Origin of the sequence: Frankia alni ACN14a (assembly GCF_000058485.1) — a bacterium.
GTDB classification, from domain to species: Bacteria; Actinomycetota; Actinomycetes; order Frankiales; family Frankiaceae; genus Frankia; species Frankia alni.
Map to the genome: position 1 here is coordinate 5,506,098 of NC_008278.1, position 18,748 is coordinate 5,524,845.

Genomic DNA, 18,748 nt, shown 5'->3' on the forward strand with positions numbered 1-18,748 from the left:
GCCCGTCGCTGCTTTCAGGCCCCGTCGCTGCGCGCGCCGGCTCAGGATGGGCACGGCAGCACGACGAGCGATCCCGGTGACTGCGAGCGCCGGCCTTCCAGGTCCGTGACGGTGGCCGTGTAGCTGATAGTGCCGGGATCCGGCGCGGATGCGAGCCTGCCGGTCCACGTCGAGCGGTCTCCCGTGGCCGTGCCGAGGCTCAGCGACTCGGTTGTCGTCCGCCCGCCGGGCAGGACCGCGGCCAGCTCCACGGCGAAGATCCCGGTCTCGTCGACCGCCGTCACCGTCACCGTCGACGTGGCAGCCGTCGACTGCGCCACGCCCGTCGCCGGCGGGCAGCCCGTCCGCACGACGCGATCCGGCGCGGCCGTCACCGAGAGGATGCGCGGCGGTCCGTCGACGCTGGCCGTGATGCGCACGTCGGCGCCGCCCACGCCGTTGCGGGCGCTGACCGGCACGGTGACGTCGATCGGCCCCGGCGGGGCCACCGACCGGTCGAGCGTGATCACGAGGGGGACGTCCGACCCCGGGTTGACGCGGGGGCGGTCCGGCACGACGGCGAGCCAGGAGGGGCTCGCCCCGACCGCGACGTCGACCGGAGCCGTGCCCTCGCCGCGCAGGTCGAGGCGCCAGACCGAGTCGACCGGGCCGAGATCGACCGTCGTCGCGCTCAGGGCGAGGACCGAGCCGGTCGGTCGCGGTGCCACCGGGACGACCGCGGTGGCGCTGCGCCCGGCGGCGCGCGAACGGGACGCGGTGGGCGCGCCGGACGGCGAGACCACCGCCGGAGCCGGTGCTGTCGCCGTCGCGGCGGTGATGGGAGTCGTGGGGGTCGACGGCGCGGTCGGGCTAGGCCGATGCGACGCCGTGGGCGCGGTCAGCACGTCCGAGGGCTGCTGCACGCTCGGCGCGGACGGGGCGGTCGGGACCCCCGACCGGTTGAGGGGCCCGGCGGCGCGGCCATCCCCGGCCAATCGACCACGGATCAGCACCAGACTCACAACCGCGAGCGCCAAGGCGGCCACCACGGCGATGATGCGTCCCCACCGGATGGGCAGAATCCTGCCCGGTTTACCCCAGGGAGACCGGTGCCGCCCCGCCGAACCCGGGCCCCCCGCAACGTCATGCGTCATCACGGTCGAGGTTAGGCCGATGGATGACCTCCATGGGGCCAATTCGCTCGTTTCCGTCACGGAGTGCGGAGAGATTTCATTCAGTTTCACAAATGTAACGCAACGTGGCTAATTGTGCCGATCGGCGGGCATCACACCGGAGACGGGGGCGGGGGCGGGGCGCCGGCGGGACGACCGGCCCAGGCGACGCCCCCACCAGACCCACCAGCTGAGCGTGTGGGTGACGAGTGCGAAGCCGAACAGCAGGTCCTCGACCGGGGCGTAGGCGATCCGCAGCCCCGCGATCGCGCCCGGATCGTAGACGACGATGCCGAACCCGGTCAGGATCCCGTTGGCAAGCAGCTGGAAGACGACGATGATCCCATACGAGACCCAGAAGATCCGCCGGGTCAGCAGCCGGGTGCGCAGGAGCCACCGGTCCTCGGCGACCGCCGCGGCGACACCGAGCAGCGCCAGCACCGTGTAACTCATCCGCCCGGGCCCTCCACGCTCCCAGGGACGCCCGCCGCGTCCTCGCCCGGCTCGTCACCAGCCGGTTCGTCGCCGGCCGGCTCGTCACCGGCCGGCCAGCCGCGCACCGAGCGGACGGCCTCCAGCGTCAGCACCGCGCAGACGGGAACCACGAGAAAGAACAGCAGCTCGTCCAGCGGCAGGTGGCCGGGGAGCCGCACGCCGGTGACGCTGCGCGGATCAAAGGTCCAGTGACCGGCGGCGATGGCATACACGTCCCAGGCGGCGAAGATCGCGACGACGGGCAGCAGTGTCAGCAACAGGCGACGCGGGCGGGCGTAGACCCTGGTGCCCAGGAACAGTTCGAGCGGCGCCGTGCCCAGCAGGCAACCGGCCAGGACCGCGAGGTAGCTCAGGTGCCGCACGAGCTGCCGCTCAGGCGCTGCGCAGCCGCCGGGCGAGCGCGGCGGCGCCGGCGGCGGGGTCCTCGGCGGCGGTCAGCGCCCGCACCACCACCACCCGCCGGGCCCCCGTGGCGAGGATGTCGTCGAGGGTGTCCGGACCGACCCCGCCGGTGACGAACCAGGGCTTCGCGCCCGGTTCGAACGGCGGGGCGTGGCGGGCGGCGAGCCGGGGCAGCCCCAGCCCGACCGGCGGACGTCCCTGCTTGGTCGGCGTCGCGTGCACCGGGCCGACGCACACGTAGTCGACGTCCGGGTCGGCCAGGGCCGCGAGGAACTGCTCGGGACTGTGCGTCGACTGGCCGATCAGGACATCCGGGCCGACCAGCCGGCGGGCGAAGGCGGGCGGCACGTCGTCCTGGCCGACGTGCAGGATGTCGACGCCGGTGAACGCGGCGAGGTCGGCGCGGTCGTTGGCGCTGACGAGGGTGTCCCCGCCGGCGCCCGCGGCCTGGATCTCGCGCAGGCCACGCACCTCGTCGGCCCACTCGAGGTTCTTCTCGCGAAGCTGCACCAGATCGACGCCGCCCCGACCGGCGGGGCCGATCACGGCGTCGAGGAACGGGCCGAACTCGGCCCGCCGCGGCGTGCAGAGATACAGCCGGGCGTCGGCGAGCCGCCGCAGCCGGTCCACCCGCACCGACCCGTCCGCAGCCGACCCGTCCGCAGCCGATCCGTCCTTCGTTGTGGTCAACTCATCCTCCGGCGACGGCACGCACGATCTCCAGGGTGTCACCATCCGCGAGCCGGATGCCGGTCAACTCCGACGGGATGAGCGCCACCCCGTTGCGTTCGACGACCACCGAACCGGGCCGCAGGCCGAGCTCGGCGAGCAGGTCGGGCAGCGGCTGGCCGGCCATGACCACGCGGACGGCGCCGTTGACGACAACCTGTGCCCGGGCAGGCCCCGTCGGCGGGGTGGGCGCCGGCGCCGAGGCGGGTGGCGGGCGATCGACCATGACCTGACCCTACGGGAGCCGGCAGCCCACGACAGCCTGGAACGGGGCCCCGCGGCCCCCGGTCAGAAGGCGAGGGCCTGGGCTCGCCGCTTGACCTCCTTGCCACGGTTCTCGACGAGCGCCTGCATCGGGGTGCCGGGCAGGCTCGGGTCCTCCCGAAAAAGCCAGTCGAGGGCCTCGTCGTCGGTGAACCCCGCGTCGGCAAGGAGTGTGAGCAGGCCGGGCAGGCCCTTGACCACCACTCCGTCGCTGATGAACTCGGCCGGTACCCGAAGGACACCGCCCTCCCGCCGGGCCAGCATCGTTCGGTCGCGCACCATCTGCCGGACTCGAGTCACGGGAACCTGCAGCTGCGTCGCGGCGTCAGGCAGGGTCAGCCAATCCATGGTCAACAGTAAACACCTAAGTCCGCAACGACGTCGTGGGGTGCTGGCGGGGTCCGCACCACCCCTGACCTCGCCTGTCCCGGCGCGGCTCAGGGCCGGCGCACGAGCCCGACGGCCATGGTCACAGCGGCACGACCTGCGCGCCGCCCGCGGCCACCGACCGCGCCGCCGCCTCGAGTACCGCCACCACCTGGCGGGCCGCCTCGACGCCGTAGCCCACGAGGGGCCAGCCGGAAACCAGGCTGTCGGCGAGGTCGCGGTAGAACGCTCCCGTGCCGTCCCGTCCCGGCCCGGACGTCGGCAGCGGGTAGCGGGTGCGGACGCCGTCGTGGGTGGCCAGCAGCAACGAGGCCGGCCCGGAAGCATCGCCCGCCGGGGCGGCCCGGCGCCCGGCGTGCCGGCCGGTGACCGCGGGCCCGTCGTCGAGCGGCTCGAGGTTCGCGGCGGCGAGGGCGTCGTCCAGGATCAGCGTGCCCTCGCTGCCGAGCACCTCGAGGCTCGGGCGGGCCGCCACCGCCAGGTCGGAGACGGTGACCTGCGCCTGCGCGCCGTTGGCGAAGCGCAGCAGCAGCCGGCTGTGGTCGGCGTTGCTGACGTGGTACCAGACCCGCTTGAGCTCCGAGGCGATGACCCACTCGACCGGCTCGTCGACGAGCGCCAGCACCTGCTCGACGCCGGCAGCGCCGCGGTCGTAGAGCTGGCCGCCGCTGATCCGCTCGTCGTCGCGCCAGGTCCCGACGGGGCGGCGCAGCCCGCCGCGGTGGACGTCCAGCCGCAGCGGCTCGCCGATCGCGCCGCGACCGACGGCCGCGTGCAGCGCGCGATAGCCGGCGTCGGCGCGCCCCTCCGGGTAGACGGCGAGCAGCAGGGACCGCTCGGCCGCGAGCTCGGCGAGCTGGTCGGCGTCGGGCGTCGCCAGGCACAGCGGCGCCTGCACGACCACGTGCTTGCCGGCCTCCAGCGCCCGCCCGGCCCATTCCAGGTGGGTGTGCGTCGGGGTGGCGACGACGACCACACCGAGCTCGGGATCGTTCACCAGGTCGTCGGGGTCCTCGACCCGGCGGGGCAGGCGGCCCGCGGCGTGGGCGGGAGCGCGACCCGGGCCGCCGTCGCACAGGGCGGTCAGCTCCAGCCCCTCGGTCGCGTCGAGGCCCGCCTGGTGGGCCGTGGTGGTGTCGGGGGTGCCGAGCAGGCCGACGCCGACCGGCGGCCCGTCGTGCACGCCGAGGCAGTGCCGCAGCCACCTCCCGACGAGCCGGTGGTAGGCCGCGTCGCCGAGCACGCCCGCACCCGTGCCCAGGGTGAACATGCCGAGCCCGGTCGCCGGCCGCCAGGTGCAGACGGGGTGATCGCCCATCTCGTGGCGGATCAGCAGGAGCCGCTCGACATCGTCGGCGACCTTCTCCGGGATGACCCAGCTCTCCCGGGGCCGGAAGTCACCCGAACGGGCCATGATTGCGCCACCCTGCGGCCCAGCCTGCAACCGCAGCTCGTAGGGGGGCGTCGCCCGGCCCGGAATGAGCCCGGACGCCTCCACCAGCGGGCTGTCGGCGGGCAGGGCGCGCACGGTCGGGCCGGCGAGCAGCACCGGGACGGACTGCCGGGCGCGGTCGAGCAGCTCCTGCTCGACGTGGTCGAGGGGACGATCGATGAGGACGAGAAGCGCGTCCGCCGACCGCGCCGAGGTCGGGCCGAGACCCGCTGCGCGCAGATGGTCGCCGAGCGCGTTCACCCCGGGCAGGTTCGACACCAGGTGAATGCGAGGCACGCCCGGCACTCTAGTGGTCTTACCAACGCGAGCGGTCATTCGGGTCGAGAAGGACGGAGCAGACCCTCCATACATTACGAACAGTGCTCAGCATCTACCCTCAAACCACGCAAAGGGGAATTGCGTCGGCACCGTCCGCAGGCAGAACAGCGCGTTAGCGCCGGCATCAGCGCGGGTCGACGAGAGGCGGGTCGACGAGGGGGAAGGCGTCCTTCCACACCGGCTCGTAGCCGGCCGCGACGAGCATCGCGGCGACCGCGGCCGGCGGGCGCTCATCCGAGATCGAGAACTGCTCCTGGGCGGTGCCCGGCGAGCCGTAGCCGCCGGGTTCGGTGGAGGAACCCGCGCTCATCGTCGTCACGGCGATGCGGACCAGACCGTCGCGCATCGCCGCCGGCTCCCGGGTGGACAGCGTCAGCGCGAGGTCGGGCTCGAACAGCCGCAGGGCGGCGTACGCCTGCACGAACTCGGCGTCGGAAACGACGACGACCGGTGGAAACTCGCTGGCACTGGGCTTGATCCGCGGCAGCGCGACCGACACCTCGGTCCGCCAGTACCGCCGCGACAGGAACGAGGCATGGGCGGCCAGGGCGAGCACGTCGGCCCGCCAGTCCGGGGCGAGGCCGAGCAGCGCGCCGATGCCGAGCCGGCGCGCCCCGGCGCTCGCGGCCCGCTCGAACGACGACAGCCGGCGGTCGTAGTCCCGCTTCCAGCCCGCGACGTGCACCTCGGCGTACCGGGCCCGGTCGTAGGTCTCCTGGTAGTGGACGACGCCCTCCAGGCCGGCCCGCACCAGCCGAGCGTAGGTGTCGTCCGACCAGGTCTGCGTCTCGATCGACAGCGACGGGAACGCCGGCCGCAGCCGCTCGACCACCGCGACGAGGTAGTCGGCGGACACCTCGACGCGATGTTCCCCGGCGACCAGCAGCACGTGCCGGAAACCCCGCTCGGCCAGCAGCCGGCCCTCGGCCGCCACCTCGTCGACGCTGAGCGTGCGCCGCGCGACCGGCAGGCCCTTGGCGAAACCGCAGTAGGTGCAGGACGACAGGCAGGCATTCGAGACATACAGCGGGGCGAACAGTCGCACGGCCCGCCCGAAGCGGCGCAGCGTCGTCGCCCGCGCGGCGATCGCGAGCTGTTCCAGCCGGTCCGTCGCGGCCGGCGAGAGCAGGACGGCCAGCTCGTCGAGACCGACCCGCCCCGGCGCCGACTCGCCCCGGCCACCCGGACCACCCGGACCGGGGGCGACCCGGCGCAACACCTCGTCGACCTCCGCCGGCGTCGCGCGTCGCGACCGGGCGGACAGGCCGGCCAGGTCCAGCGCGGCAAGCTCGCGGGCGAACTCCCCCGGCGGCGCGCTCACCCGGTTCCCCTGCCGTTGCCGTTACCCTTCGCGGGGGCGCCGAGGGCGCCGAGGAAGCCGGTGAGCGGCGAGGACGCGGACGCCGCGGTGGCCGTCCCGGGCCCGGCCTGCCCGGCCAGGTGGCCCAGCCGCCCGGCGACGGTCGCCAACGCGAAGGCCCGGGCCATCCGCACCGGGTCGGCCGCCACCGCGATGGCCGTGTTGACCAGCACGGCGGCCGCGCCGATCTCCATGGCCTCCGCCGCGTCGGAGGGCACCCCGAGGCCTGCGTCGACGATCACCGGCACGCCCGCGGCCGCCACGATCGCCTCGATCGCGTCCCGGGTGCGCAGCCCGCGGTTCGAGCCGATCCAGCTGCCGAGCGGCATGACCGTGGCACAGCCGGCCTCCTCCAGGCGGCGGGCCAGGACCGGGTCCGCCGAGCAGTACGGCAGCACGGTGAAGCCGTCGGCGACCATGAGCTCGGCAGCGCGCAGCGTCTCGATCGGATCCGGGGCCAACGTCCGCGGGTCCGGAGTGACCTCCAGCTTGACCAGGCCGGTGCCGGTGGCGGCGCGGCCCAGGCGGGCCAGCCGCAGGGCCTCCGCCGCATCCACGGCACCGGAGGTGTTGGGCAGCAGCGTCATCCCCGGCGGGACGAAGTCGAGCACGTCGCCCTCGCCGGCGCGGTCGAGGTCGACCCGGCGCAGCGCGACTGTCACGATCTCGGCGCCGGAGGCAAGCAGGCTGTCGCGCATCACCTCGTGCGCCGCGAACTTGCCCGTCCCGACCAGCAGTCGGCTGCGGTAGGGACGCCCGGCGATCACGAGCTCGTCGCCCTCGACCGGCTCGACGGCGCCGGACGACGCGAGGCCGGACGACGCGAGGCCGGGCGGGCGGGACCACTCCGACGCGGGAACAGCGGGACCTGGCAGAGCCTGCGACACGATGACCATCCTCCCCACGCGCGCATGACCGCGATCGGGTATGCGGGTCGCCGACGGTGCTCCTGGCCGGCCTCTCAGCCCATGTCCACGGGCTCCCCGGTGCAACCCCAGTCTAGCCGGCCCGCAACCGAGCCCGCGCCGGATCGATGCAGGCCGCCGACGTCCGGCGTCCGGACCGGCGTCCGGACCGAGGGCCGAGCGGGGGCCGAGCGGGGGCCGAGCGGGGCGATCAGGGGCCGAGCGGGGGCCCGCGGATCGGGGGCGGCACCCGGACGGGCGGCGTCCCGCGAACGTCATGTTCACGGACAGCGACGACTCGGGCGTGCCGGGACACGCCGTCGCCGGCCCGGGCGGTTTCGCGGGACGATATCCATACGCCACGGCGGATCCGCGCAGCGCGGTGGCCGCATAGCCGCGGGATCAGGGATTCAGCCGACGGCCATCAGCAGGTAAGGCGATAGGCCGCGCTATGTCCGCAGGCATGGCGATGCGTAGTACGGGCATGCCGATGCGTTCGCCGCCGCCCCGCAGCCGAATCCGGAGCTAACGCCACGTGGCGCCGGTAGCGGCATGGTTCGGCAACGATCGTAAACTGTCTCCCGTGGATGCCACCGTGGCCGACCCCGTCATAGGTCGGCTTCTCGACGGCCGCTACACGGCGCAGGAACGACTCGCCGTCGGCGGCATGGCGACGGTGTACGTCGCGCACGACAACCGGCTGGACCGGCTCGTCGCACTCAAGGTCATGCATCCCAACCTCAACCACGATCCGGAGTTCGTCGGCCGTTTCCACCGCGAGGCCAAGGCGGTGGCGCGCCTGAACACCCCCCGGGTCGTCTCGGTGCTCGACCAGGGCTCCGACCACACCTCGGCGGGCCTGATCAACTACCTGGTCATGGAGCTGGTGCGCGGCCGGTCGTTGCGCCAGCACCTGGGCGCCCGGGGGCGGCTGTCGGTCGCCGAGGCCGTCGAGATCATCGAGCCCGTGATGGAGGCGCTCGCCGCCGCGCACGACGCGGGCATCATCCATCGCGACATCAAGCCCGAGAACATCCTGCTCGGCGACGACGGTCAGGTGAAGGTCGCCGACTTCGGTCTGGCCCGCCCGCTCGGCCAGCCCACCCAGGCCCTCACCGACGGGGTGGTGATGGGCACCGTCGGGTACCTCGCGCCCGAGCAGGTCACCCTCGGCACCGCCGACACCCGCAGCGACGTCTACGCCGCCGGGGTCGTGCTGTTCGAGTCGCTGACCGGCCACCTTCCGCACAGCGGCGCGACCCCGATGTCGATGGCCTACCAGTCCGTGCACGGCGACGTGCCCGCGCCGTCCACCATCGTCGAGGGCGTTCCCGCGGAGCTCGACGGACTCGTGCTGCGGGCGACGGCGCGCGACCCCGCCCGCCGGCCCGCCGACGGCGCGGCGCTGCTCGACGAGCTGCACCGCATCGGGCCGTACCTGCCGGCGCCGGACTCCTACCAGACCGGCTTCACCGGCGAGGTCGAGCGGATCGGCCTGATGGCGCCGCCCCCCGAGGACCCGGGCCCCGACCACACCCGCCCCTTCCAGCCCACCGACTACGACAACGACTACAACACCGGCTACGGCGCCGACCATGACACCGGCTACGACGGTCCGCACGGCGCCGCCGGGTTCACCGGCGCGGAGGCGGGACGGCCGCGGGCGGGCATCGCGGAGCACGACTCGGCCGCCGGGGCGCCCTACGCGGGCGGCGTGGCGAGCCAGCCCGGCACCGGGGCGCTCTACCGCTCCGCCGCCGCGCCGACCCCGACCTCCACCAGCTACCTCGGCGCCGGGCACGGGCGGCGCCGCGCCGCGGGCCCCGGCTCGGGCGCCGGCCCGCGCCGGTACCTGCCGCTCGCCGTGGGCGGCGCGGCGATCCTGGTACTGCTGATCGGCTTCCTCGCCGTGCGCATGCTGTCCAGCGACAAGGTCGAGGTCCCGCTGCTGACCAGCGTCAGCAAGTCGGACGCCGAGACGATGCTGCGGGACGCCGGGCTCAAGGCGACCTACCTCGATCCGATCGCCAGCCCCAAGGTGGCCGCCGGTCACGTCGCCCAGCAGGACCCCAGGGACGGGACGAAGGTCGACAAGGGCGCGGTGATCACGCTGCGGCTGAGTTCCGGGCCCGCGACCGTCCCCGTGCCGGATCTCGCGAACCTCACGCGGGACCAGGCCGCGGCCCGGCTCAACGAGGTCAACCTCGCCGTGGGCGGGCAGATCAACCAGGCCAGCGACACCGTCCCGGCCGGCCACGTGATCGGCACGAACCCGGCCGTCAACACGGTGCTCAAGCCCCGCGACGGCGTCACGCTGATCATGTCGAGCGGACCGGACACCCGGCAGATGCCGGCCGACGTCATCGGCAAGCCCTACGACGCGGCCAAGGCGGAGATCGACGCTCTCGGCGTCGCGGGCGTCACGGTTCAGCGCGATCTCGCCGTGACCGAGGACACGCCTGCCGGCAACGTCGTCGGCGCCGCCCCCGGGGTCGGCCAGCCGATCGCGCCGAACACCGTCGTGACGCTGACGGTCGCCACCGCGCCGGACGACGGAACCGACACCTCCGGCACCTCCGACGGCGGTGACGGCAGCGGCGTGCAGGTCGTCGTCCCCAAGGTGGTCGGCAAGACCTACCGCGAGGCCGAGGGCATCCTCGCCCAACGCGGGCTGAAGATCGACCGGTTCGCCCCGTTCGGCAAGCCGAACGACCGGGTGACAGCCCAGTCCGCCCAGCCCAACTCCAAGATCGAAAAGGGTAGTACAGTACACGTGAACACTGTGTGGCAGCTCGGTAACTGAACGACGGCAGACCTCGGTCGGGCCGGCGCGGGGGGCAGCCGGCCCTCGGACCGCCGCCGCACGACCGCTCCCAGGGGGAGGACGTGAGGGCAGCGCGCGGCCGCGACCGGCGTTCCGCCGGGGTGGAGCAACCCGGGCCTCGGCAGCGCGGCTCCCGGTGGTGGCGGCCGCGGCGAGCCCGCGCCCGCGCCGAGCGGGTCGCCTCGCTGCTGGACGGCCGACGAGCCCCGACCGACGCCGCCGACCTGCGCCTGGTGACCGCGGCGACGGCCCTGCGCGACCTGCCGTCCCCCCGCATGAGTCCGGCGCGCCGTGACGCCGTGCGCACCCGCCTGCTCGCCTTCCTCGCCGAACAGTCCAACGCCGAACAGACGAGCACTGAGCAGACGAGCACTGAGCAGACGAGCGCTGAGCAGACGAGCGCTGACCAGGGCAGCACCGAACAGACCAGCACCGCACCGGCAAGCCCCGCACCGGCCAGCCCCGCACGTGCCGAGCCCGCCGTGGCCCGCGGATCGGGCGTGACCGGACGGCGGGTGCGTTCGGCCCCGCCACCACGAGGCCGGGTCCTGCGCGCCGCCCGCCCGCTGCTGGCCGTCTCCCTGGCCGCCGCGGTCGCCCTGGCCGGTCTCGCCGTCAGCGCGGAGGACGCCCTGCCCGGGGAGACGCTCTACAGCGTCAAACGGGGGGTCGAGAACCTTCAGGTATCGCTGGTGCGCGATCCGGTCGCCAAGGCGAAGACCCGCCTCGACGTGGCCGGCACCCGCATGAGCGAGTTGCGCGCCATCACTCTCGGCGACGGCGCCCCCCTCGACCGCCCCGGTGCCGGCGGCACCCGCACCGAGGCGGCTACCGGGGTTCCGCCGACGGCGGCGGCCGGCGTACCCGAGGCATCCTCGCTGGCCGGGGTCGGCACGCTCTCGTCGGCCCTGCGGACATCCGCGTCGGCCACCGGTCCCGCGGGCCCCACCCACCAGGGGTCAGGCCCTGCGGAGGACCCGTCACACCGGGGTGATCCGTCGAACCACGAAGGTCCGGTCGGCCCGCCGCGCACCGCAGGGACGCCCCTTCCCCTCCTGCCCGTCCGGCTCCCCCCGTCCCCCGGGCCTCTCCCACCCGCCGCACTCCTCCCCCCTGCCGAACTCCTCTTCCCTGCCGAGCCTCTCCCGCCCGGCGGGCCTCCCGCCCCGGTTGTGCCGCGCACCCCGCGCGTGGCGGCAGCGCCGAACCCGACAGCCGCGCCGAACCCGACAGCCGCGCCGAACCCGGCAACCACCTCGGGCACGGCGGATGCCTCGCCCACGGCAGTTGCCTCGACGCGGGCCCCCGCCCCGCCCGGCCGTCACGCGGATGCCGGCACGGTCAACAGCCTGCTGCGGGCCTGGTGCGCCCAGGCGCGGGCCGGTTCGCGTGTGCTGCTCGCCCGCGCCTTCGCCGGGAACGCCGATGCGTGGGCGACGATGGACACCTTCACCACCGAGCAGTCCGACCGGCTGAGTCCCGTCCTCGCCGCCCTTCCCCTCGGTACGACCGGTGCCGCCCAGGCGGCGGTCGACCTCATCGGCGAGTTCCGCCGGGCCCTCGGCCCCCGGCTCCCGCGGACGACGGCCGCCACCGCGACGCATCCCACGAGCGCCGTGCCCACCCCAGCGCCGACCACGTCCCCGCAGGACCTCCCGCCGCCCGTCACGCCGGACAGTCCGACCTCCCCGAACGATGCCGATCCGAGCACTGCGCCGACGCCGGCCAGCAGCCCGATCGGCGGCGCTGACGACGAGGCGCCCGGTACGACCGGGGCGGAGCGGGCCGCCGAACTGGCCGCGCCGAGTCCGGCAGCCGCGCCGGGGCGGCCGAGCCCCGCGGCCCCGGCCGCGCCACCCGACGCATCCTCGACGAGGTCAGCGGCCAAGGCTCCGCGCACACCAGCCATCGCCGTGCCGGCGACCACCGACGCCAGCACGACCGCAGTCCCCAGCCAGACCGATGCCACCGGTCAGACCGGCACCGCCAGCCAGTCGAGCAGCACTGGCCAGCCGAGCAGCACCGACCAAGGAGACAAAACCGGCCAAGGGGATAACGCCGACCAAGGGGACAACGCCGGCCTGACGGGCATCGACAGGTGGGAGCCTGCGGGCGGCGACGACACGGCCCCCGCGAGCGGCACGGCCCCGACGGCCAGCACCACGACGGGCGCCACCACGGACTACGGGCTCGCCGACTGAACGGCGCCCCCGGCGTCCGGACGCGGCCTAGGCGGTGGGGAGCTCCTGCATCGCGGCGGCGCGCTCGCCCCGCGCCTGCTGGAGCATCTCGGCGACGAGGAAGGCCAGCTCGAGTGCCTGGCCGGTGTTCAGACGCGGGTCGCAGGCGGTCTCGTAGCGGCCGCCGAGGTCCTCCTCGCCGATCAGCTCGGCGCCGCCGAGGCACTCGGTGACGTTCTCGCCGGTCAGCTCGATGTGCAGCCCGCCCGGGTGGGTGCCCAGGGCCTTGTGCACCTCGAAGAAGCCGAAGACCTCGTCGAGCACGTCGTCGAAGTGACGGGTCTTGATGCCACTGACGTCGCGGGTGTTGCCGTGCATCGGGTCGCAGGACCAGACGACCGGCGGCCCGGCGGCGTTGACCTTCTCGATGATGGGCGGAAGGGCGTCCCGGATCTTGCCCGCGCCCATCCGGGTGATCAGGGTCAGCCGGCCGGGGACGTGCTGCGGGTTGAGCCGCTCGGCCAGCTCGAGGACCTCGTCCGGGCTGGCCTTCGGTCCGATCTTGCAGCCGATCGGGTTGCCGACCCGGGACAGCAGGTCGACGTGGGCGCCGCCGAGGTCCCTGGTCCGCTCCCCGATCCAGATCATGTGCGCGGACAGGTCGTACGGGTTGCCGGTGGCGTCCTCGACGCGGGTGAGGGCCCGCTCGTACTCCAGCAGGAGACCCTCGTGGCTGGTGAACAGCTCCACCCCGGTCAACGCCGCGCTGCCGAGGTCGATGCCGCAGGCCGCCATGAAGGCCAGCGCCCGCTCGATGTTCGTCGCCATCACCTCGTAGCGCCGGCCGGCCGCCGAGTCCCGCACGAACGCCTTGTTCCACTCGTGGACCTTCGACAGGTCCGCGAACCCGCCCGTGGCGAACGCCCGGACGAGGTTCAGCGTTATCGCGCTCTGGTGGTAGGAGGCGACCATGCGCATCGGGTCCGGCCGGCGGGCCGCAGCCGTCGCCGCGATGTCGTTGACGGCGTCGCCGCGGTAGGACGGCAGGCCGGTGCTCGACTCGATGTCCGCCGAGCGCGGCTTGGAGTACTGGCCGGCGATGCGGGCGACCTTCACCACCGGCGTGCTCGCGCCGTAGGTGAGCACGACCGCCATCTGCAGCAGCGTCTTGACCTTGTCACGGATCTTGTTGGCGGTGTTCGCCGCGAAGGTCTCGGCGCAGTCACCGCCCTGGAGCAGGAACGCCTCACCCCGGGCGACCATCGCGAGGCGCTCGGTGAGCGAACGCACCTCCGGCGCGGTGACCAGCGGGGGAAGTGCCGCAAGCTGGTTGTAGGCGGACTGCAGTTCCTCGAGGTCGGGCCACGACGGCTGCTGCTTGGCCGGAAGGGTCCGCCAGACATCCAATGCGCTCACGAGACACCAGGGTACGGTCCCGACCGCCATGTCGGCCGGTCATCCGGCCGACATGTTGCCGCTCAGCCGAAGTCAGCCGAAGAAGGTCTCCGCCTCGTTGTAGAGCTCCTCGGGCACCGTCTTGAGCTCACGGGTCGCCTCCGCCAGCGGCACGCGGTCGATGCGGGTCCCGTGCAGGGCGACCATCACCCCGAAGTCGCCCTCGTGCACCGCGTCGACGGCGTGCAGGCCGAAGCGCGTCGCGAGCCAGCGGTCGAACGCGGTCGGCGTGCCACCACGCTGGAGATGGCCGAGCACGGTGGCGCGGGCGTCCCGGCCGGTGCGGCCGCGGATCTCGGTCTCGAGCACCTGCGCGATGCCCTGCAGACGGACGTGGCCGAAGGCGTCGAGCTCGCCCTCCCTCGTGACCAGGGTGCCGGCGATCGGGGTCGCGCCCTCCGCGGCGACGATGATCGGGGCGTAGTGGGTCGCGAAGCGGGCCTCGACGAAGGCGCAGACCTTGTCGAAGTCGAACGGCCGTTCCGGGATGAGGATGACGTTCGCGCCGCCGGCCATGCCGCTGTGCAGCGCTATCCAGCCGGCATGGCGTCCCATCACCTCGACGATGAGCACGCGGTGGTGGCTCTCCGCGGTGGTGTGGAGGCGGTCGATCGCCTCGGTGGCGATGTTGACGGCGGTGTCGAAGCCGAAGGTGTAGTCGGTGGCGAACAGGTCGTTGTCGATGGTCTTGGGGACCCCGACCACGGGCAGACCCTCGGCGTGGAGCTGGGCGGCCACGCCGAGGGTGTCCTCGCCGCCGATCGCGACGAGCGCGTCGATCTCGGCGGCGGCCAGGTTCTCGCGGATGAGCGACGGCCCGTCCACGGCGGCGTAGGGGTTCGTGCGGCTCGACCCGAGGATGGTCCCGCCGCGCGGCAGGATGCCCCGTACGGCGGCGGTGTCGAGCGGCACCGTGTCACCGGTCAGCGGCCCGCGCCAGCCGTCCCGGAACCCCACGAAGCTGTGCCCGTAGACGCTCTCGCCCTTGCGGACGACGGCCCTGATCACCGCGTTGAGTCCGGGACAGTCGCCGCCACCGGTCAGTACACCGATCCTCATCGCGCATCCTCCTGTCGAGCCGCAGGCCCCCGCCGGCGGCAGCGTAGCGGCAGGTCCGCGTCCAGGAAGCGAGTTCAGTCACTCGGCGTGGCGCTTCGACCACACGGAAGGACGAGGGCTCCGCGGCCTGCCCGCACTGGCCGACAGCGCCGCGGGGACGGAGCGCCGACAGCGCCGCGGGGACGGAGCGCCGTCGGCGCCGGGAGGACGGGAGCGGCGTCAGCGCCGCGGGGACGGAGCAGCGGCGACGCGGGCCCGCAGCGGGGCGAGGACCTCCCAGCGAGCCTGGTTGTGCACGGCGTCGGCGAGGGCATCGTGGGCGTTGGCCGGCGGCGGCGGCAGTGCCGGGCGGCCGACGTCCTCCCAGAGCTGACGCAGGTCCCGGGTGAACCGCGGAAGCGCCGCGGGCAGGTCGGTCATCGTCCCGAAGAGCTGGCAGAGCACCACGTGGTCATAGGCGCCGTACCAGGCCCAGAGCTCCGGCGTGCCGTCGGCGGTCAGCAGCGCGGCGATCTCCTCGCGGATCCGCGCGCGGGACCGCCACGCCGGGTCGGCGGGCGGCGGTAGCTGGTCGAGGACGTTGCGACGGACCCACGGCACCGCGAAGGCCGGGTCGAACTCGGTGGACACGGCGTAGTAGCGCTGCGCGCCGTCCTCGCTGACGATGCCGATGCTGACCAGATCCAGCCAGAGATGATCGGCCTCACGGCGCTCGATGAACTCGGTGTCGTAGAAGAATCGGGTGCCCACCGGCTCAGTCTCCTCCGCGGTCCGGATCGGCGGGAACGGACGCCTGCCCCGGGACCACCACCGGCCGCCGCTCCGCCGGCTCGGCCGGCGCGGGCCGCGGGTGCAGCGGCGCCGGGTCGAGCGGCGCCAGGTCCAGCGGCGACGACCAGCCGGGCGGGCCGGAGGGGCCCGAGCGACGCGAGCGTCGGCGCCAGGGCCGGAACACGAACGCGAGCGGCGCCGCCGCGCCGGCCGCCCCGACCAGGGGCAACACCCACAACAGCGGCCCGGAGTAGTCGTCGTCGCGGCCCTCGGCAGCCGCCGGGGCAGGGGTGACCGATCCCGCCGCCCCCGCCGCGGGGACCGGCGAGGTCGCGCAGCCGCCCGCGCCCGCGGCCGCGGGCGCGCGCACCTGCGGGCCGGCGGTGGCCGGGGAGACCCGGACGTCGACCCGGGCCGCGCCGGGCTCGGCCACGACGCACAGCAGGCCCGCACCCGGCGCCGAGGTCACCCGCGCGCCGACGACCTGGACCTGGTACCCCTGCGGATAGGACCATGCCGGCACGCTGATGGCCGTCGCCGCACCGGGCGCGAGGGAACCGCCGGCGGGCCCCTCGGTCCGGTAGGAGACGGTGAGGACCCGCGCGTCGTCGAACCGCAACGACTCGGGGGTTCCCGCGACGGCCACCGGGTACGGACGGACGATCTCTGCCGGGGCGGCCGGGAGCGACCCGCCGCCCAGGGCCTGCGGCGGGTCGGTGCCAACCGTCCCGCCCGTGCCGCTGGGCGCGTCGTAGAACCAGCTCAGCCCGAACGCGTCCGCGGCCGACGCCAGGGCGCGCACCGCCGCGGGCGAGCCGTCCTTCCACCCGACCAGGTAGCCGGTCGGGTCGTTGACGGCGACGGTGGCGGCGGCGTCGAACGGCGCCGGGCGGTCCCGCCACAGCAGATGGTCGGGGTCCTGCGCCGTGACGGCTTCGGCCAACGCCGCCCCGATGCCCGCCGCCCCGATGCCCGCGGCGGGGACCTCGTAGCCGATCAGGCCCGGTTCCCCGCGGAACCGGGTCGCCAGCCGGCCGAGGCCGGTGGCGAGCGTCGCGCCCGACAGCGCCTGGCCACGGGCGGCGGGAACGAGGCGCAGCACGACTCGCATCCCGCGGCCGGTGAACGCCCGGGTCAGGCCCGTGACCTGATCGAGCCCGGGATCGGCGGCGGCGCGCGCGGTGGCGTCGGACGCCGGCCAGCCGGCGGTGGCCGGAAAGCGGCCGCCCGCGGCCACCGGCACCGCGAGGCGCACGCCGCTGAAGCCGTAGGCGATCCAGGTGTCGAGGTCGGCGGCGGTCGGGGTGACTCCGGCCGGCACCGTCATCCCGCGGATGACGACCGCTCGGCGCTCGCCGTCGGTCAGGTAGGCCCCGGAGTGGCCGATGGTGCCGGCGGGGGCGGGAGCCGCGGGGGCGGGCACCACTGGGGCGGGAGCGGCGAGTGCGGCCGGGCCGCCGGCGACGAGGCAGCCGGCGATCGCGCCAAGCGCAAGCAGCAGCACGGCGGGCCGGCGGGCGCTCTGGCGCGCGCCGGGCGCGCCGGTGCGGCGGCCACGGCCCCGCCGCGAGCCCGGAGCACACCGCCACCGGCGCGCGCCAGCCGACCGATCAACCACCGCCGGCAAAGGACCGCAATCGCGACGCACGCGGACCATCCTGCCGTGTTGCCGCCAGCCGGGTCAGACCGCCCGGTCGGCGTGGTCGTCGGAGCCGCGCGGGCGGGTCGGCGCGGCCACGGGCCGGGCCGGGCGTTCGCCCGCCGCCGCGGCCGGTCCCTCGGGGATCCCCGCCACCGCCCCGGCCGCCGGCACGTGTCCAGCCGCCGCCGGCACCGACCCCGTACCCGCAGTCGTGCCGGTCCCGGCAGTCGTCCCCGTCCCCGCAGCCGGCAGCGTCCCCGCGGCCGGCGTCGACCGTCCGGCCGGCACCGAGGTGCCAGCGGCACGGGCGGCGGCAATCTCCTCCTTGGCCCGCTTGGCGTACATGTCGACGTACTCCTGGCCCGACAGGGCCATCAGTTCGTACATGATCTGGTCGGTGATCGACCGCAGCACGAACCGGTCGTCCGCCATGTCGGCGTAGCGGGAGAAGTCGAGGGGCCGACCGACCCGCATCCCGATCCGGCGGATCTTCGGGACGAGCTGTCCGGGCGGCTGCACCTCGAACGTGCCGATCATCGCGACCGGGATCACCGGCACGCCGGCCTCCAGGGCCATGCGGGCGACGCCGATCTTGCCGCGGTAGAGGCGACCGTCGGGCGAGCGGGTGCCCTCCGGGTAGATGCCGATCAGCCGGCCCTGACGCAGGACCCGCACGCCGGAGCGCAGGGCACCCTCGCTCGCCTTGCCGCCGCTGCGGTCGATCGGGATCTGGCCGGCGCCGCTGAAGAACACGCGCTTGAACCAGCCCTTGACGCCAGCCTCGGTGAAGTAGTCGCTCTTGGCCAGGAAGGTCACCCGACGCGGCACCACCACCGGCAGGAAGAAGTGATCCAGAAAGGAGAGGTGGTTGCCGGCGAGGATCGCGGGGCCCTCCAGGGGGATGTTCTCGGCTCCCTCCACCCACGGACGCCAGACCACCCGAAGGATCGGCGTCAGGACCGCCTTGAGCACCCAGTAGAACAAGACAGCTCCCACCTGGTCACCGCCGTCAGACGACGCCCGCCGGGGGCGGCCGTGGCCGGACCGCCCGTCTCCATCCGCCGCCGATCACACCAGAACCGAGCATCCCACCGTGCGCCAGGTGGGGCACGGCGGCGCTCCGTGGCCCGCGGACTGCGACGGTACGCGGGCCGCCCGGCGGACCCGGCCCGGCCATGGTCGCCGAGGGACGCCAGCCGCCCGCAGGTCCGGTGATCGGCCATCATCACGTCCCTCCAACGCCGATGCGGCCCGGGTCGTGCCCACGGTCGCCGGTCGGGCCCCGACGGCACGCAACTCGCCGGGCGCGCGCGGACCGGCCCACGCCTATATCATCCCAGCCGGGGCTTTCTC

General features: G+C 74.5%; 16 protein-coding genes. 2 read left to right on the forward strand and 14 right to left on the reverse strand.

Annotation, left to right across the window (positions count from 1 at the left end):
• Positions 1–41 precede the first annotated feature (41 nt).
• The 9 genes from FRAAL_RS22110 to FRAAL_RS22150 form a co-directional block, all read right to left on the reverse strand.
• Entirely contained in the window at positions 42–1,025 is a 984-nt protein-coding gene (locus FRAAL_RS22110; protein WP_231861196.1) for a hypothetical protein, read from the reverse strand.
• Between the two features lie 216 nt (positions 1,026–1,241).
• Entirely contained in the window at positions 1,242–1,604 is a 363-nt protein-coding gene (locus FRAAL_RS22115) for a lycopene cyclase domain-containing protein (protein ID WP_011606182.1), read from the reverse strand.
• Positions 1,601–2,008 carry a lycopene cyclase domain-containing protein gene (locus FRAAL_RS22120; protein WP_011606183.1) on the reverse strand — a complete coding sequence of 136 codons (408 nt, stop codon included), beginning with the start codon at positions 2,006–2,008 and terminating at the stop codon, positions 1,601–1,603. The genes FRAAL_RS22115 and FRAAL_RS22120 overlap by 4 nt, the downstream gene beginning before the upstream one ends.
• Before the next feature lie 10 nt (positions 2,009–2,018).
• Complete coding sequence (locus tag FRAAL_RS22125) at positions 2,019–2,738, reverse strand: thiamine phosphate synthase (protein WP_231861197.1); 720 nt, start codon at positions 2,736–2,738, stop codon at positions 2,019–2,021.
• A 1-nt stretch (position 2,739) separates the two neighbouring features.
• A complete protein-coding gene (gene thiS, locus FRAAL_RS22130; RefSeq protein WP_041939629.1) occupies positions 2,740–3,003 on the reverse strand; it encodes a sulfur carrier protein ThiS in 264 nt (87 codons plus the stop codon).
• A gap of 62 nt (positions 3,004–3,065) precedes the next feature.
• Positions 3,066–3,389, reverse strand: coding sequence for an Rv2175c family DNA-binding protein (locus FRAAL_RS22135; protein WP_041939630.1), 324 nt, complete (start codon positions 3,387–3,389; stop codon positions 3,066–3,068).
• A 121-nt stretch (positions 3,390–3,510) separates the two neighbouring features.
• Positions 3,511–5,196 carry a Gfo/Idh/MocA family protein gene (locus tag FRAAL_RS22140; RefSeq protein WP_157892180.1) on the reverse strand — a complete coding sequence of 562 codons (1,686 nt, stop codon included), beginning with the start codon at positions 5,194–5,196 and terminating at the stop codon, positions 3,511–3,513.
• Positions 5,197–5,323: 127 nt separating this feature from the next.
• Entirely contained in the window at positions 5,324–6,520 is a 1,197-nt protein-coding gene (gene thiH, locus FRAAL_RS22145) for a 2-iminoacetate synthase ThiH (protein ID WP_011606188.1), read from the reverse strand.
• Positions 6,517–7,446, reverse strand: a complete 930-nt coding sequence (locus tag FRAAL_RS22150; protein ID WP_083867037.1) for a thiazole synthase — start codon at positions 7,444–7,446, stop codon at positions 6,517–6,519. The genes thiH and FRAAL_RS22150 overlap by 4 nt, the downstream gene beginning before the upstream one ends.
• Positions 7,447–8,047: 601 nt before the next feature.
• On the opposite strand from FRAAL_RS22150, the gene FRAAL_RS22155 reads away from it, so the two are divergent.
• Both FRAAL_RS22155 and FRAAL_RS22160 read left to right on the forward strand, forming a co-directional pair.
• The gene (locus FRAAL_RS22155; RefSeq protein ID WP_231861200.1) at positions 8,048–10,267 is read left to right on the forward strand and encodes a Stk1 family PASTA domain-containing Ser/Thr kinase; all 2,220 of its coding nucleotides are present in this window, start codon (positions 8,048–8,050) and stop codon (positions 10,265–10,267) included.
• Between the two features lie 83 nt (positions 10,268–10,350).
• Complete coding sequence (locus FRAAL_RS22160; RefSeq protein WP_011606191.1) at positions 10,351–12,489, forward strand: DUF5667 domain-containing protein; 2,139 nt, start codon at positions 10,351–10,353, stop codon at positions 12,487–12,489.
• Positions 12,490–12,516: 27 nt separating this feature from the next.
• Here the strand turns inward: FRAAL_RS22160 and FRAAL_RS22165 are convergent, their stop codons facing one another.
• The 5 genes from FRAAL_RS22165 to FRAAL_RS22185 all read right to left on the reverse strand — a co-directional run bounded on the left by FRAAL_RS22165 (position 12,517) and on the right by FRAAL_RS22185 (position 18,379).
• Positions 12,517–13,914: a class II 3-deoxy-7-phosphoheptulonate synthase gene (locus FRAAL_RS22165; RefSeq protein ID WP_011606192.1), complete on the reverse strand. Its 1,398-nt coding sequence runs from the start codon at positions 13,912–13,914 to the stop codon at positions 12,517–12,519.
• 42 nt (positions 13,915–13,956) lie between these two features.
• Positions 13,957–14,982, reverse strand: coding sequence for a 6-phosphofructokinase (locus FRAAL_RS22170; RefSeq protein WP_011606193.1), 1,026 nt, complete (start codon positions 14,980–14,982; stop codon positions 13,957–13,959).
• Between the two features lie 219 nt (positions 14,983–15,201).
• Entirely contained in the window at positions 15,202–15,732 is a 531-nt protein-coding gene (locus FRAAL_RS22175) for a polyadenylate-specific 3'-exoribonuclease AS (RefSeq protein WP_011606194.1), read from the reverse strand.
• A 4-nt stretch (positions 15,733–15,736) separates the two neighbouring features.
• Positions 15,737–17,257 (reverse strand): hypothetical protein, encoded by a 1,521-nt coding sequence (locus FRAAL_RS22180; protein WP_231861202.1) that lies wholly within the window; start codon positions 17,255–17,257, stop codon positions 15,737–15,739.
• Positions 17,258–17,434: 177 nt separating this feature from the next.
• Positions 17,435–18,379, reverse strand: coding sequence for a lysophospholipid acyltransferase family protein (locus tag FRAAL_RS22185; protein WP_083866884.1), 945 nt, complete (start codon positions 18,377–18,379; stop codon positions 17,435–17,437).
• Positions 18,380–18,748 lie beyond the last annotated feature (369 nt).

Coding starts and splice junctions, on each gene's coding strand:
- FRAAL_RS22115 (WP_011606182.1), bottom strand. CDS start 1,604: ATGAGTTACACGGTGCTGGCGCTGCTCGGTGTCGCCGCGGCGGTCGCC.
- thiS (WP_041939629.1), bottom strand. CDS start 3,003: ATGGTCGATCGCCCGCCACCCGCCTCGGCGCCGGCGCCCACCCCGCCG.
- FRAAL_RS22135 (WP_041939630.1), bottom strand. CDS start 3,389: ATGGATTGGCTGACCCTGCCTGACGCCGCGACGCAGCTGCAGGTTCCC.
- FRAAL_RS22140 (WP_157892180.1), bottom strand. CDS start 5,196: ATGACCGCTCGCGTTGGTAAGACCACTAGAGTGCCGGGCGTGCCTCGC.
- FRAAL_RS22165 (WP_011606192.1), bottom strand. CDS start 13,914: ATGGCGGTCGGGACCGTACCCTGGTGTCTCGTGAGCGCATTGGATGTC.
- FRAAL_RS22170 (WP_011606193.1), bottom strand. CDS start 14,982: ATGAGGATCGGTGTACTGACCGGTGGCGGCGACTGTCCCGGACTCAAC.